This is a genomic window from Pseudomonas idahonensis (genome assembly GCF_037903935.1).
GTDB classification, from domain to species: Bacteria; Pseudomonadota; Gammaproteobacteria; order Pseudomonadales; family Pseudomonadaceae; genus Aquipseudomonas; species Aquipseudomonas danubii.
The window spans coordinates 607,983-621,584 of record NZ_CP149586.1 but is presented as its reverse complement, the minus strand read 5'-3'; the positions used below and the strand labels follow the sequence as shown (position 1 = coordinate 621,584).

Genomic DNA, 13,602 nt, shown 5'->3' with positions numbered 1-13,602 from the left:
GACTCAGAGCTGCCCGTCGCGATCGCGGAAACCCAGCAGATACAGCACGCCGTCCAGACCCAGGGTCGAGATCGCCTGCTTGGCCGATTGCTTGACCAGCGGTTTGGCACGGAACGCCACGCCCAAGCCGGCAATTCCCAGCATCGGCAAATCGTTGGCGCCGTCACCCACAGCGATGGTCTGCTCCAGGCGCAGGCCTTCCTTGTGGGCCAGCTCGCGCAGCAGATCGGCCTTGCGTTGAGCGTCGACAATCGGCTCGATGGCGACGCCGGTGACCTTGCCGTCCACCACCTCCAGTTCGTTGGCGAACACGTAATCGATACCCAGCTTGGCCTGCAACTGCTTGGCAAAGTAGGTGAAGCCGCCGGAGAGAATCGCGGTCTTGTAGCCCAGGCGCTTGAGCTCGGCAAACAGGGTTTCGGCGCCCTCGGTCAGACGCAGGGACGCGCCGATGGAATCCAGCACGCTGACGTCCAGCCCCTTGAGCAACGCCAGGCGCTCCTTGAAGCTGGCACGAAAATCCAGCTCGCCGGCCATGGCCCGCTCGGTGATTTCTGCCACCCGCTCACCCACGCCTGCCGCCTTGGCCAGCTCGTCGATGACCTCGGCTTCGATCAGCGTCGAGTCCATGTCAAACACCGCCAGGCGGCGGTTGCGGCGAAACAGCGAATCTTCCTGGAAGGCGATGTCGACGTTCAGCTCCTGGGCCACGCTGAGGAATTCGGCTCGCAGGGCTTGCGGATCGGCGGCTTCGCCACGCACCGAAAACTCGATGCAGCCTTTGCCCTGATCGGCTGGCATATCCAGGGGCATGCGCCCGGACAGGCGATCGATGTGATCGATGTTCAGACCGTACTTGGCGGTGATCGAACTCACTCGCTGCAACTGCTCGGCGGTGACCTTGCGCGTCAGCAGGGTGACGATGTGGCGTTGCTTGCCCTGCCCGTCGACCCACTGCTGGTAGTCCTCCTCGGACACCGGTGTGAAACGCACCTGCTGATCGAGCTTGTAGGCGGTGAACAGAATGTCCTTGAGCACCGACGAACTCTGCTCGTTGCTGGGAATTTCAACCAGGATGCCGAACGACAAGGTGTCGTGGATCACCGCCTGACCGATGTCGAGAATGTTCACACCACCCTGGGCCAGAACACCCGTAATGGCCGCAGTCAGACCGGGACGATCTTCGCCGGTGATGTTTATCAGGACAATTTCGCGCAAGGCGCACCCCCGAGGTGGAAAAAAAGCGCATTCTACCCACTTTCGGTGACCATCGGGCACAGCCAGCGCTTTGCCGGTCTAGGGCCTGTCGCTATACTGCGCGTCAACTTCACGGACAAAAGAGCCGAGCTCAGTGAACCGGCCCACGCCAGTTAAAACCGATAACTTCTTCCTGCTGATCTTCCGTGCACTGCGCCACCGCCGTGTGCCGATTGCATTGCGCATTGCCAGCCATAACGTGATCCTGGTCGCCCTGGCCCTGGTGATCTATGCCGGCGTGATGGGCCTGCAGTTCAAGCAAGCCATGCACGAACAAGCCGACGCCCTGGGTCAGAGCCTGACCACCCAGACCGCCACTTCGGCCACCGAGCTGCTGGTGTCCAATGACATCCTCAGCCTCAACGTCCTGCTCAACAACCTGACCAAGAACCCGCTGGTGGCCCATGCGGCGATCTACAGCGTCGACAACCGCATCCTCGCCGAAGCCGGGCAACGCCCCAAGAGCAGCCTGCTGGGTGAAACCGAGGGTGTCTACCAGACCAAGATCACCTTCCAGGACGTGACCGCCGGCAACCTGCGGATCAGCCTGGACATGGCGCAGTTCCAGCAGCCGATGACCATCAGCCTGCAGAGCATGGGCATTCTCAGCGCCATCCTGCTGGCCCTGGCCCTGGCCCTGAGCCTGCGTCTGGGTCGCCACATCTCCACCCCGCTGCTGCAACTGCGGGTCTGGCTGCGGGACCTGGATGAACACACCCCGGCGACCCAGCGCCAGGACGAAATTGGTGATCTGGCGCGCCAACTGCATGCTCGCCTGGTACCGGAAAAGCCCGAGCCAGAGCCGCAGCCAGAGCTCGAAGAGCAGGATGACGAGGAACACGAAGCCGCATTCGAAGTGCGTAACCTGCGTGACCCGAGCTTTGATGAAAGCACCCCGCTCGCCGGTCTGAAGCCTGCGCCACGGCATCTGGTCAGCGCCGAGGAGGACGAACTGGACGAAGAAGATCCGTTCGCCGACCTGCGTGATCACTCCTCGACTCCCGTCCCCAAACCTGCGCTGCAACCCCAGGTCCCGGCACAGCCTCAGCACAGCGCAGTACTCGCAGTTCAGTTGGGAGCCCAGGAGCAACTGCGCCGCCTGCCCCGCGCGCGGCTGATGGAACTGCTGGAGCGCTATCGCGATTGCCTCGACCAGGCGGCCTCGCTGTACCAGAGCGAACTGCACACCCTGAACGATGGCAGCACGCTGATGCTGTTCCATAGCGAAGACAGCGGCGACGACTACCTCACCAACGCCATTTGCTGCGGCGAGCTGTTGCGTGCTCTGGGCCATGCCCTGCAGATCGAAGTGGCGGACAGCGGCATCACCCTGCAACTGCAATTGGGCCTGACGCTGGGCGAAGGACTGTTCGGCCTGAGCCAGATCGACCTGCTGCTGACCGAAACCGCCCAGGACGCCCTGGCGCTATCCCAGCACAGCCGCAATCTGCTGCTGGTGGAGCGCCAGATCAATGACGACGCGCTGATCCGTCAGCGTGCGCGTATCCGCCCTATCGCCAGCCCGGAAGGAGCTTGCTGTGTCGAACGGCTGATGGAGCCCTATCCGTCAATGCTGGAACGGCAATTGGCGCGCATGCATGAGACACGGGCCAAGCTGTGAGGCTGGCACCGTGCAAGAAACAGCCCGCCAAGTGCGGGCTTTTTTGTGGCCTTCGTGTAGCCACTGACGCAGCCAGCAACAAGCCCCGAAGGAGCTTTAGCGCGAGGCATGACTGCGGCCTGCTCGCAGACTGCTGGGATGGTGCTGGCCATATGGAACACCTGCCACAGCCAGTAACGAAAAGACCCGCGGATTAGGCGGGCCTTGTCTTGCAGCGGCTCAACTCAGAATCTGAACACTTCCATATCTGTCCGGATTGGCGTGGCCATTGGGATCTTCGGCTGCTTCTCATGCTCGGCAGGCTTGGGCGCTGGTGCCGGCGGCGCCTTGCGTGGCACTTCTGCCACCGCCGGCTGATTGGCCAAGGGTTTGAGGGCGACCGACAATTGCTCGGCCAGACGCTGCAACAACACGCCCTGGGCCTGGACCTGAGACGCCGTGGTACCCGCATGCTGCTCCTGCAGGTGAACAATGCGGTTGTCCCGCACCTGACCACGACGATCGATCAGGCGCCACTGAGCATCCAGTACCGCCGGTTGCGACTTGCCGGAATCCAGGCGAGTGATCGACAGCAGTACCTGAACATCCGGAGTGAAGCCGCTGGTGGCCGGCGCCAGTACCACGCGCTGGCTGTCCAGATGGCCGGCCACCTGGCGCAGCAGCAACTGGTCGATGTCCGAAGACAAGCTACCGGCCCAACGACCATCGGTGGAGGCTTGCAGGCTGCCATCGTCCTGGCGTTGCAGGAGGGTTTCCCGTTGCAGGTAGTCAGCGATCAACACCGGCCCCAACAATACCGACATGCCGGCACTGGCCGGCTGAGCTGGACTTCCGCTGTCCAGCTGATACAGCGACACCGGCTGGTGTACGCTGCAACCCGCCAGGCCAAAAACGCCCGCGAGCAAGAAAACAAGAGGAAGGCGCAGAGCAGTCATCATCCCATCCAAGTGGCGGCCACAAGGCTGGCCACAGTGTAAATACTCAAAAAAATTGAATAACGCCCGGCCACGCCAGCGTTTGAAACGCGCATATCATCCGTGAATATGCGCCATGACTCCAGTGTTCTAGCGTTGATCTGGCGCTTAAGTCCAAGATCGAACGCTCTAGCCCGCCCTTAACTGAGCGGCTCTACCAACAACGCATCGACCCGCTGGAAACCGCGAGGCAGTTTGTTGCCACGACGCCCGCGCTCGCCCTTGTAGTGTTCAAGGTCATCGGCCTTCAACGACAAGGTGCGCTTGCCCGCCTGCAACACCAGGGTCGCGCCATCGGGCAGCACCGCGATGTCGGTGACGTACTCTTCGCGGCTGGCCACGCGCTCACCGGGAATGCCGATGATCTTGTTGCCCTTGCCTTTGCCCAACTGCGGCAGGTCGCTGATCTTGAACACCAGCAGACGCCCCTCGGTGGTCACCGAGGCCAGCCAGTTCTGCTCGCGGTCGGCCACCGGCCGCGGCGCCAGGACCTTGGCGTTGTTCGGCAGGCTCAACAGCGCCTTGCCCGCCTTGTTCTTGGCCTGCAGATCTTCGCCCTTGACCACGAAGCCATAGCCCGCGTCGGAAGCGATCACATACAAGGCATCGTCATCGGGCAACAGTACGCACTCGAACGTCGCACCCGGTGGCGGCGTCAGACGACCGGTCAACGGCTCGCCCTGACCACGGGCCGATGGCAGCGTGTGGGCCGCCACCGAGTAACTGCGGCCGGTGGAGTCGATGAACACCGCGAACTGGTTGGAACGCCCCGCAGCAGCAGTCTTGTAACCGTCACCGGCCTTGTAGGACAAACCAGTGGCGTCAATATCATGCCCCTTGGCGCAGCGAACCCAGCCTTTTTCCGACAGAACGATGGTCACCGGCTCGGTGGGCATCAGTTCGTTTTCCGACAGTGCCTTGGCTTCCGCACGGGCAACGATCGGGGAGCGACGGTCGTCGCCGTAGGTTTCCGCGTCTTGCAGCAATTCGGTGCGCACCAGCTTCTTCAGCTTGGTCTCGCTGTTGAGCAGGGCTTGCAGCTTGGCCTGCTCCTTGAGCAATTCATCCTGCTCGGCCCGCAGTTTCATCTCTTCCAGACGCGCCAACTGCCGCAGGCGGGTATCGAGGATATAGTCGGCCTGGATTTCGCTGAGGGCAAAACGCTCGATCAGCTTGGCCCGCGGATGCTCCTCGGTACGGATGATGTGAATCACCTCATCCAGGTTGAGGTAAGCGATCAGCAAACCGTCCAACAGGTGCAGGCGACGCTCGACCTTGTCCAGGCGGAACTGCAGGCGCCGGCGCACAGTGCTAACCCGGAACTCCAGCCATTCCACCAGCAACGCCCGCAGGTTCTTCAACTGCGGCTTGCCGTCCAGACCGATGATGTTGATGTTGACCCGGTAGGTCGACTCCAGCTCGGTGGTGGCGAACAGATGCTGCATCAACTCATCGGGATCGACCCGGTTGGAGCGCGGGATGATCACGATGCGGCAGGGGTTCTCGTGGTCCGACTCGTCCCGCAGGTCGGCCACCATCGGCAGTTTCTTGGCCTGCATCTGCGCGGCAATCTGCTCCAGCACCTTGGCCCCGGAGACCTGGTGCGGCAGCGCGGTGACGATAATGTCGCCATCCTCGATCCGATACACGGCGCGCATGCGCACCGAGCCACGGCCGGTTTCATAGATCTTCAGCAGGTCGGCGCGCGGGGTGATGATTTCCGCTTCGGTGGGGTAATCCGGCCCCTGGATATGCTCGCAGAGCTGCTCCACCGTGGCCTTGGGTTCGTCCAGCAGACGCACGCAGGCCGAAGCCACTTCCCGCAGGTTGTGCGGCGGCACGTCGGTGGCCATACCCACGGCGATACCGGTGGTGCCGTTGAGCAGGATATTCGGCAGACGCGCCGGCAATACCAGAGGTTCCTGCAAGGTGCCGTCGAAGTTCGGCCCCCAGTCCGCAGTGCCCTGGCCCAGCTCGCTGAGCAGCACTTCGGAATAGCGCGAAAGACGCGCCTCGGTATAACGCATGGCCGCGAAGGACTTGGGATCGTCCGGCGCACCCCAGTTGCCCTGGCCGTCCACCAGCGTGTAGCGATAGCTGAAGGGCTGTGCCATCAGCACCATGGCTTCGTAGCAGGCGGAATCCCCGTGAGGGTGGAACTTACCGAGCACATCACCCACGGTACGCGCGGATTTCTTGTGCTTGGAATCGGCATCCAGCCCCAGCTCACTCATGGCGTAGACGATACGCCGCTGTACCGGTTTCAGGCCGTCGCCGATATGCGGCAAAGCACGGTCCATGATCACGTACATGGAGTAGTTGAGGTAGGCACTTTCGGTGAAGTCAGCCAGTGACCGGCGTTCTACGCCATCCAGGCTGAGATCAAGGGAGTCGCTCATGCGGGCCTCATTGGTTCGTTGTCTGGCGCAGCAGCATAGTGCCGCCGCGCTGAGTAAATTCAAGTTTCTTCAAAGCGCTCATGCCCAGCAAAATCTGGTCGCCGTCGAGCCCCGGGGCCACCAGGGCCCTGACGTCCTGGAGAACGATATCCCCCAATTGCAAACGCTCGATGCGGGTCCGATAACCCTCGCTGCGCCCGTTGGCCGTGCTCAGGGTGACCGGCACCCCACGTTCCAGGCCCAGGCGCTCGGCCAGCCCGGAAGGAATCGACACCTCGGTGGCGCCGGTATCGAGCATGAATTGCACCGGCTGCCCGTTGATATGGCCGCTGGCGACGAAATGCCCCTGGCCGTTGCCGACCAGTTTCACTTCGATATAACCCTCATGTTGTTGCGAACTGACGACCGTGTTCGGGTTCTCCTGACGGGCCTCCCAGTCGGCGAAGAACCGCGTGGCCAGGAACAGCGCAGCGGCCCAGGCCATGATCAGCATCACGCGCCCGGCACTCTTGCCCGGTTGCTGGCTCATGACTTGTTACTCCAGCCACCTTCAGGCGCAGCAAAACGCCAGACGATGGGACGGGCCTCGCCATCGGCGCGGGCTCCATTGTTGTTGTCCACACCGATCCAGGCCCCCTTGGCATCCACCACCAAGGCTTCCGCCAGCCCATAGGGCTGTGGATAACGTCGATGCTCCACCAGCGCCTCGGCGGCATAGGACCAGCACTGCTCGACCTTGGCGGTCTGCGCATCCCGGCGACAGATCTGATAGGCGTTACGCTCCAGGGTGAACAACTTGCCGTCGAACAGCGACACGTCGGCAAAATCCCGGGACACCGCCTTGGCATTGGGCACCTGCTCCGGCTGCATTTCCGAGCCAGCCTCACTGAGCAGCACGCAACCACCATCACAGTCCCAGGTGGTCTGCCCACGCTTGATCAGCAACAGCCCGCGCCGCTCACGCTCCGCCGCCAACCAGATCCGATCGCCGGCAGGGTTCACCGCCAGGCCTTCGAACAAGGCGTTGAAATGCAGGAGCATGCCACTGGCCCGCGCTTCACGGACCATGATCGGGGAGATCTTCAACCAGGCCGGCGCGCCTTGCGCCGGCACTTGTAGCACCGCGGCATGAGCCTCGCTGATCACATACTTGTTGCTGGCGGCGTCGCAGGAGATGCCTTCGAAATCCAGGTCGCCACCACGCACGAAGGACGCCGCCCAGGTCCGTGACTTCAAGCCCCAGGGCAAGCCGGTATCGGGTACTGCAGGTACCTCCAGCTTGACGGCATCGGCCTGCCAGGCACTGTCGCGGGTATCGAGCTTGTAGATCTGATCGTCATCGCGGTCGGAAACCGTCCACAAATCCTGGCCACAGAGTGCCAGCCCGGACAGATTGCCACCGCGCATGCCTTCCACAGGATGCTCGGACAACAAGGTCAGTTCGGGCACTGGCGCGGCCACCACCGAGGTTGCCAATAGCGCTAGGGCCAGGGCAAAACCTCTGTGCATCAGGCCAGCACCTCGGCCAGGTTGCCCTTGGACTCCAGCCAGGACTTGCGATCACCGGCGCGCTTCTTCGCCAGCAGCATGTCCATGATTTCTGCGGTGGCCTCGACGTCGTCCAGGGTCAACTGCACCAGGCGCCGAGTGTTCGGGTCCATGGTGGTTTCACGCAGTTGCGGCGGGTTCATCTCACCCAGCCCCTTGAATCGGGTGACCTGGGGCTTGCCGCGCTTCTTCTCGGCCACCAGGCGATCGAGAATGCCGTCGCGCTCAGCATCATCGAGGGCGTAGAAGATGTCCTTGCCCAGGTCGATGCGGTACAGCGGCGGCATGGCCACATAGACGTGACCGGCATTCACCAACGGGCGGAAATGCTGGACGAACAAGGCACAGAGCAAGGTGGCGATGTGCAAACCGTCGGAGTCGGCATCGGCGAGGATGCAGATCTTGCCGTAGCGCAGTTGGCTCATGTCCTCGGCGCCTGGATCAACCCCGATGGCCACAGCGATGTTGTGCACTTCCTGGCTGGCCAGGACTTCGCTGCCGTCCACTTCCCAGGTGTTGAGGATCTTGCCGCGCAACGGCAGGATCGCCTGAAATTCCTTGTCCCGCGCCTGCTTGGCCGAACCGCCAGCAGAGTCACCTTCCACCAGGAACAGTTCGGAACGCATCGGGTCCTGGCCGGCGCAGTCCGCCAGCTTGCCGGGCAGCGCCGGGCCCTGGGTAATGCGCTTGCGCTCAACCTTCTTGCTGGCCTTCAAGCGGCGACCGGCGTTGCTGATTGCCAACTCCGCCAGTTGCATGCCCAGCTCGGGATTGGCATTGAGCCACAGGCTGAAGGCGTCCTTGACCACACCGGAAACGAAAGCCGCCGCCTCACGGGACGACAAACGCTCTTTGGTCTGGCCGGAGAACTGGGCGTCTTGCATCTTCATCGACAGGACGAAGGCGATCCGTTCCCAGACGTCTTCCGGAGCCAGCTTCAGGCCACGGGGCAGCAGGTTGCGGAATTCGCAGAACTCGCGCATGGCATCCAGCAGGCCCTGGCGCAGGCCGTTGACGTGGGTGCCGCCCTGGGCCGTGGGGATCAGGTTGACGTAGCTCTCCTGAACACTGTCGCCACCTTCCGGTAGCCACAGCAGGGCCCAGTCCACCGCTTCCTTGTTACCGGCCAGGCTGCCGCAAAACGGCTCGCTGGGCAGGCGTTCGAATTCGCTGACCGCATCCACCAGATAGGAGCGCAAGCCATCTTCGTAATGCCACTCGACCTTCTCACCGCTGGACTTGTCCTCGAAGCTCACCAACAGCCCCGGGCACAGTACCGCCTTGGCCTTGAGCACATGCTTGAGGCGGCTGACGGAGAATTTCGGCGAATCGAAGTATTTCGGGTCCGGGGCAAAGTACACACTGGTACCGGTGTTGCGCTTGCCCACGGTGCCGACCACTTCCAGTTCGGTGGCCTTGTAGCCGTCGGCGAAGGTCATCTGGTATTCGTTGCCGTCGCGCTTGACCCGCACCCGCACCTGGTTCGACAGGGCGTTGACCACGGAAATACCCACCCCGTGCAAACCGCCGGAGAACTGGTAGTTCTTGTTGGAAAACTTGCCGCCGGCATGAAGCTTGGTGAGGATCAGCTCGATCCCGGACACGCCCTCTTCCGGATGGATATCCACGGGCATGCCGCGGCCGTCGTCGCAGACTTCCAGGGAATGGTCGGCGTGCAGGATGACCTGTATCGACTTCGCATGGCCGGCCAGGGCTTCGTCGACACTGTTGTCGATGACTTCCTGGGCCAAATGGTTGGGCCGCGTGGTGTCGGTGTACATGCCCGGGCGTTTGCGCACCGGGTCGAGTCCCGAGAGGACTTCGATGGCGTCTGCGTTATAAGAGCTAGCGCTGGGAGTGGCCATGGGTTCTCGTCGTTAGTCGTTCAATGAATATGGGGCGAGGCTTCACAGTGCCGTGAAGTCGATCGCCTGGTACTGATCGGCAGTGATGCCGGCAAAATTCAACATCGCCGGCAATTGTCCGGCAAAACCTTGGAAACTATGATCGCCGCCGGCCTGAATGCGCAAGGCGCAGGCACGGTAATAACGCTCGGCGCTGCGATAGTCCAGCGTCTCGTCGCCAGTCTGCAACCACACCTGATAACGCTGTGGGTCCTGAGGCGGCGCTACTTCCAGCGCTGCCAGGGCCGCCACATGGTCATGGGTCAACTCCCAGGTTTCATCGGTATACAGGTTTTTCTGCGTGCCCAGATAACCGTCGAACATCCGGTGCGGGCTGACAGCAGGGTTGATCAGCAGGGCTTTGAGCCCGTAGCGCTCGGCAAGGTGAGTCGCATAGTAGCCGCCGAGCGAGCTGCCGACCAGCAATGGTCGACCGAGCTCGGCAATCGCCTGCTCCAGCTGGCCAATGGCCTGTCGCGGATGATGATGCAGGGCCGGTACCCGCAATTGTTCAGCCAGCCCCAGCTGCTCCATGACACGCCGCAACTGAGAGGCCTTGGTCGACGCGGGAGCACTGTTGAAGCCGTGGATATAAAGGATCGAACCGGACATGCGAACTCCCTGTGCACCTGGGCAAAAGCCGCAGTTTACAGGGATGACGACAGGTTACGAAGCCGCTTCAGTAGCCGTTGCTACCGTAGTCGATGGTGAATTCGTAGCCCAGGACCCGTTCCACGCCGGTTTCCAACCGTCCATCGGGCCACAACCGCAGCCAGCGATAGCCAGGCACCTGCTCCTCGACCTTGAAGTCGTCGCTGCCGGGCTCGAACTGGATGCAGGTCGAGGGTGAGGCCAATAGCCGCACGGCGCCGCGCTGGCGGTCGATTTCCTGATGCACATGCCCCCAGAGCAAGGCACGGACCTGAGGGAAAGCATCGAGCACGGCGAACAGTGCCTCGGCGTTGCGCAGGCCAATGGGCTCCATCCAGGTACAGTCAATGGATACCGGGTGATGGTGCAGGCAGATCAGGTGATGACGCTCAGGCGCCTCGCTCAGGGAGTGAGCCAGCAATTGCAGTTGGTCGTCCTGCAGGTAACCCGGCACCGAGCCGGGCACCGCCGAGTCCAGCAAGGTGATGCGCCAGTTGCCGATATCCATTACCGGCTCCAGCAAGTCACTGTCCTGCGTCGCCAGTTGCATGACCTGCGGCTCGTCATGGTTGCCGGGCAGCCAGCGGCCCGGTGCCGGAATCTGTCGGGTCAACTGACGAAAGCGCTGATAGGACTCCAGGGAGCCGTCCTGGGACAGATCACCGGTGGCCAGCATCAGGTCGATCCGCGGCTGCTGCGCCAGCACCTGCTCGATGACTCGCTGCAGACTGTCGGCGGTGTTCATGCCCAGCAAGGTGCCATCAGCGTTGGCAAACAGATGGCTGTCAGATAGTTGCACCAGCAGTACGGAATCGTCGGCAGTCAGTGCGGATACGCTTGGCACGGCGTTCTCCCGGAGCAAGGGCACAAAGCATGATGAAGGCGGCAATTATGCTGGGGGAAATGCAAAAGAGGAAACCTGGGAAACGGACCCAGTTCACATCTAGCGCACGGCTTCGAACTCGTGGCCACAGGCCAGGCAGTGACTCAGCCACTCCCCAAGAAAGACATTCAACTGAGCCTTTTCATCCGGCTGATGCATGAAGGCATTGGGATAGGGATAGATGCTGCGAAAACGCCGGGCATGCTCGGCACTGATGACCTCCGCCATCCGCGCATCGTGATAGACCTGCACTTCCAGTTGCGGCACGGGCAGCCACGGCAAGCTGTGCTCCTGACGCACCTGCAAGGTGGTGGTGTAGGGGCAGGCCAGCACCACTTCCAGGGCCAGTACGCCGAGCATCTGGTCGCCCTGGGTCACGGCAATGCGCCGTGCCACAGGCTGATTGCGCATGTCAGGCAACAGGCGCATCAGCCGAGCGTAGTTGGCCTCGCAGGACGCTTGCAGCCCCGCGAGATCAACCCGATAGCGGTCGCGTACCTTGTTTACGACCATAACCCCCTCACTTCAGCGCGATTGAGCGCCAGCCACTGCAAGGCAATGATGCTGGCGGCATTGCAGATCCGCCCGTCACGCATGGCCTGCAACGCATCCTCATAAGCCATCACCGAAACCCGGATGTCTTCCGCCTCTTCTTCCAGCCCATGCAACCCGCCGGCAGCGCTGCTGTCGCAACGGCCCAGGAACAGGTGGACGAACTCGGTGCTGCCCCCCGGCGACGGAAAATACTGGGTCATCGGCCACAGCGCAGAGATGTCCAGGCCAGCTTCCTCCTGTGCCTCACGCCGAGCAACCTGTTCCGGCTGCTCGTCCTTGTCGATCAGCCCGGCCACCAGCTCCACCAGCCAGGGCGTAGCGGTCTTGCCCATGGCGCCAACGCGGAACTGTTCGATCAGCACCACTTCATCGCGTTGCGGATCGTACGGCAGTACGCAGACCGCATCGTGACGGACAAAGACTTCACGATTGATTTCCCGCCCCATGCCACCGGCGAACAGCTCGTGGCGCAATTGCAAGCGATCGAGCCGGTAGAACCCCTGGAAGCAGTTTTCACGCCGGATGATCTCAACGGCACTTGGCGTGGAGTTGGCAAAGTCAGTCATAACAATCCTCGTGTACAGCGTATTCGACCCGAGGATCCCCCTCGACTTCGCGCCATCCTAACGCGCCCGCGGCTGCCGATGCAGCCCCTTTACCCTCAGCGGGATAGACGGCGAGGGGCTAAACCTACTCTAATTGCTTCTATTGAGCTTAGTGGCGAACCGACTGCCTCACAGACAGTCGAAGCCGGTAACTTTTGCCTCCCCCCTGGTTTATGAAGGACGCCCATGTCGCTTGTCAAAATCGCCTCCGTGGCCTGTATCGCCCTGACCCTGGGCGCCTGCCAAAGCCTGTTTCAGCCAAGCTACAACACCCCGCTGGAAACCAAGCGCGAGAAATCCGAACAACTCAAACCCGGCTGCAGTGGCGCCGACTGCCCACTGGTCAACCTTGACACCGTGCACTTTCCCGCCGAGCCGCAACTGGACGCCATCGTCGAAAAACGCTTGCTGCAAATGACCCGCACCAGCCCCGACGCACCACTGCCGGCCAGCCTCAGCGCCTACCGCGAACAGTTTCTGCGCAGCGCAGCAGACCGCCACGGCATGTACCTGCAATCCAAGGTACGCGAGCAGCATGACGGACTGGTGATCATCGAACTGGCCAGCTACCTGGACACCGGCGCCGCCAATGGCACCCCGGGACGGGGCTTCGTCAACTACTCGCGCCAGCAACACAAGGCCCTGAACCTGGCAGACATGCTCCTGCCCGGCCAGGAGGACATGTTCTGGAAGGCTGCGCGGGTTGCCCACAACAACTGGCTGATCAGCACCCACCTGGATCGCGAAGCCGAATTCGTCAAGACCTGGCCGTTCCAGAAAACCCCGAACGTGGCCCTGACCCAGAAAGCCGTGACCCTCAAGTACGACGTCACCACCATCGCGCCCTCGGTTCTGGGTCATATCGAATTGCAGATTCCCTACGACCGCCTCAAGGGCGTGCTCAAGCCCGAGCTGTTTCCCGGGAACTGAACGCCCGCCCCAGCAGCTACTGCAACAGCCCTGCCAGTACCAGTGACGGCAGGGTTGCACCGACACCGGATACAGATTGGCCAGCAGGTGATAGGTGCTCACCCCACCCAACCGGGCCGGCAGCGCCGTCCAGCGCAGGGCTGAGTGCGGGATCTGCCCGCTGCGGCGACCCAGGATGAAGTGATCCACCTGCACCACGCCAAACAACCGCGCAAATGCCGAGCCGATCGACAGCAGGAAGTTCTGGTACTGGGCCAATGGCGCCAAACACGCGC

12 protein-coding genes and 1 pseudogene are annotated in these 13,602 nt (G+C 62.2%); 2 read left to right on the top strand and 11 right to left on the bottom strand.

What is annotated here, in order from left to right; translation table 11 throughout:
* Positions 1 to 3 precede the first annotated feature (3 nt).
* Entirely contained in the window at positions 4 to 1,218 is a 1,215-nt protein-coding gene (gene serB, locus WIN67_RS02760; RefSeq protein WP_102862897.1) for a phosphoserine phosphatase SerB, read from the bottom strand.
* 133 nt (positions 1,219 to 1,351) lie between these two features.
* Between serB and WIN67_RS02755 the strand changes: the two genes are divergently transcribed.
* A complete protein-coding gene (locus tag WIN67_RS02755) occupies positions 1,352 to 2,878 on the top strand; it encodes an AhpA/YtjB family protein (protein ID WP_339070600.1) in 1,527 nt (508 codons plus the stop codon).
* Between the two features lie 224 nt (positions 2,879 to 3,102).
* On the opposite strand, the gene WIN67_RS02750 is transcribed toward WIN67_RS02755, so the two are convergent.
* From WIN67_RS02750 to WIN67_RS02710, 9 genes are all read right to left on the bottom strand, one after another.
* The gene (locus WIN67_RS02750) at positions 3,103 to 3,813 is read right to left on the bottom strand and encodes a PqiC family protein (protein WP_102882020.1); all 711 of its coding nucleotides are present in this window, start codon (positions 3,811 to 3,813) and stop codon (positions 3,103 to 3,105) included.
* A gap of 179 nt (positions 3,814 to 3,992) precedes the next feature.
* Positions 3,993 to 6,251: a DNA topoisomerase IV subunit A gene (parC, locus tag WIN67_RS02745; protein WP_102882021.1), complete on the bottom strand. Its 2,259-nt coding sequence runs from the start codon at positions 6,249 to 6,251 to the stop codon at positions 3,993 to 3,995.
* Positions 6,252 to 6,258: 7 nt separating this feature from the next.
* Positions 6,259 to 6,780: a retropepsin-like aspartic protease family protein gene (locus tag WIN67_RS02740; protein ID WP_102862893.1), complete on the bottom strand. Its 522-nt coding sequence runs from the start codon at positions 6,778 to 6,780 to the stop codon at positions 6,259 to 6,261.
* A complete protein-coding gene (locus WIN67_RS02735) occupies positions 6,777 to 7,760 on the bottom strand; it encodes an esterase-like activity of phytase family protein (protein WP_339070599.1) in 984 nt (327 codons plus the stop codon). Before WIN67_RS02735 ends, WIN67_RS02740 begins: the two co-directional genes overlap by 4 nt.
* Entirely contained in the window at positions 7,760 to 9,664 is a 1,905-nt protein-coding gene (parE, locus tag WIN67_RS02730) for a DNA topoisomerase IV subunit B (protein ID WP_102882023.1), read from the bottom strand. Before parE ends, WIN67_RS02735 begins: the two co-directional genes overlap by 1 nt.
* Before the next feature lie 42 nt (positions 9,665 to 9,706).
* The gene (locus tag WIN67_RS02725; protein ID WP_102862890.1) at positions 9,707 to 10,315 is read right to left on the bottom strand and encodes a YqiA/YcfP family alpha/beta fold hydrolase; all 609 of its coding nucleotides are present in this window, start codon (positions 10,313 to 10,315) and stop codon (positions 9,707 to 9,709) included.
* Between the two features lie 67 nt (positions 10,316 to 10,382).
* Positions 10,383 to 11,198, bottom strand: coding sequence for a 3',5'-cyclic-AMP phosphodiesterase (gene cpdA, locus WIN67_RS02720; protein ID WP_339070598.1), 816 nt, complete (start codon positions 11,196 to 11,198; stop codon positions 10,383 to 10,385).
* Between the two features lie 99 nt (positions 11,199 to 11,297).
* Positions 11,298 to 11,750, bottom strand: a complete 453-nt coding sequence (locus tag WIN67_RS02715; RefSeq protein ID WP_011058915.1) for a DUF1249 domain-containing protein — start codon at positions 11,748 to 11,750, stop codon at positions 11,298 to 11,300.
* Positions 11,741 to 12,358, bottom strand: coding sequence for an NUDIX domain-containing protein (locus tag WIN67_RS02710; RefSeq protein ID WP_102862888.1), 618 nt, complete (start codon positions 12,356 to 12,358; stop codon positions 11,741 to 11,743). The genes WIN67_RS02715 and WIN67_RS02710 overlap by 10 nt, the downstream gene beginning before the upstream one ends.
* 225 nt (positions 12,359 to 12,583) lie before the next feature.
* Here WIN67_RS02710 and WIN67_RS02705 point away from each other — a divergent pair, with 225 nt between their 5' ends.
* The gene (locus WIN67_RS02705) at positions 12,584 to 13,327 is read left to right on the top strand and encodes an RsiV family protein (RefSeq protein WP_102882025.1); all 744 of its coding nucleotides are present in this window, start codon (positions 12,584 to 12,586) and stop codon (positions 13,325 to 13,327) included.
* Positions 13,328 to 13,343: 16 nt separating this feature from the next.
* Here the strand turns inward: WIN67_RS02705 and WIN67_RS02700 are convergent.
* Positions 13,344 to 13,600: pseudogene (locus tag WIN67_RS02700) on the bottom strand (putative hydroxymethylpyrimidine transporter CytX); the annotation flags it as partial.
* Positions 13,601 to 13,602 lie beyond the last annotated feature (2 nt).

Coding starts and splice junctions, on each gene's coding strand:
- WIN67_RS02750 (WP_102882020.1), bottom strand. CDS start 3,813: ATGACTGCTCTGCGCCTTCCTCTTGTTTTCTTGCTCGCGGGCGTTTTT.
- parC (WP_102882021.1), bottom strand. CDS start 6,251: ATGAGCGACTCCCTTGATCTCAGCCTGGATGGCGTAGAACGCCGGTCA.
- WIN67_RS02740 (WP_102862893.1), bottom strand. CDS start 6,780: ATGAGCCAGCAACCGGGCAAGAGTGCCGGGCGCGTGATGCTGATCATG.
- WIN67_RS02735 (WP_339070599.1), bottom strand. CDS start 7,760: ATGCACAGAGGTTTTGCCCTGGCCCTAGCGCTATTGGCAACCTCGGTG.
- parE (WP_102882023.1), bottom strand. CDS start 9,664: ATGGCCACTCCCAGCGCTAGCTCTTATAACGCAGACGCCATCGAAGTC.
- WIN67_RS02725 (WP_102862890.1), bottom strand. CDS start 10,315: ATGTCCGGTTCGATCCTTTATATCCACGGCTTCAACAGTGCTCCCGCG.
- WIN67_RS02715 (WP_011058915.1), bottom strand. CDS start 11,750: ATGGTCGTAAACAAGGTACGCGACCGCTATCGGGTTGATCTCGCGGGG.
- WIN67_RS02710 (WP_102862888.1), bottom strand. CDS start 12,358: ATGACTGACTTTGCCAACTCCACGCCAAGTGCCGTTGAGATCATCCGG.
- WIN67_RS02705 (WP_102882025.1), top strand. CDS start 12,584: ATGTCGCTTGTCAAAATCGCCTCCGTGGCCTGTATCGCCCTGACCCTG.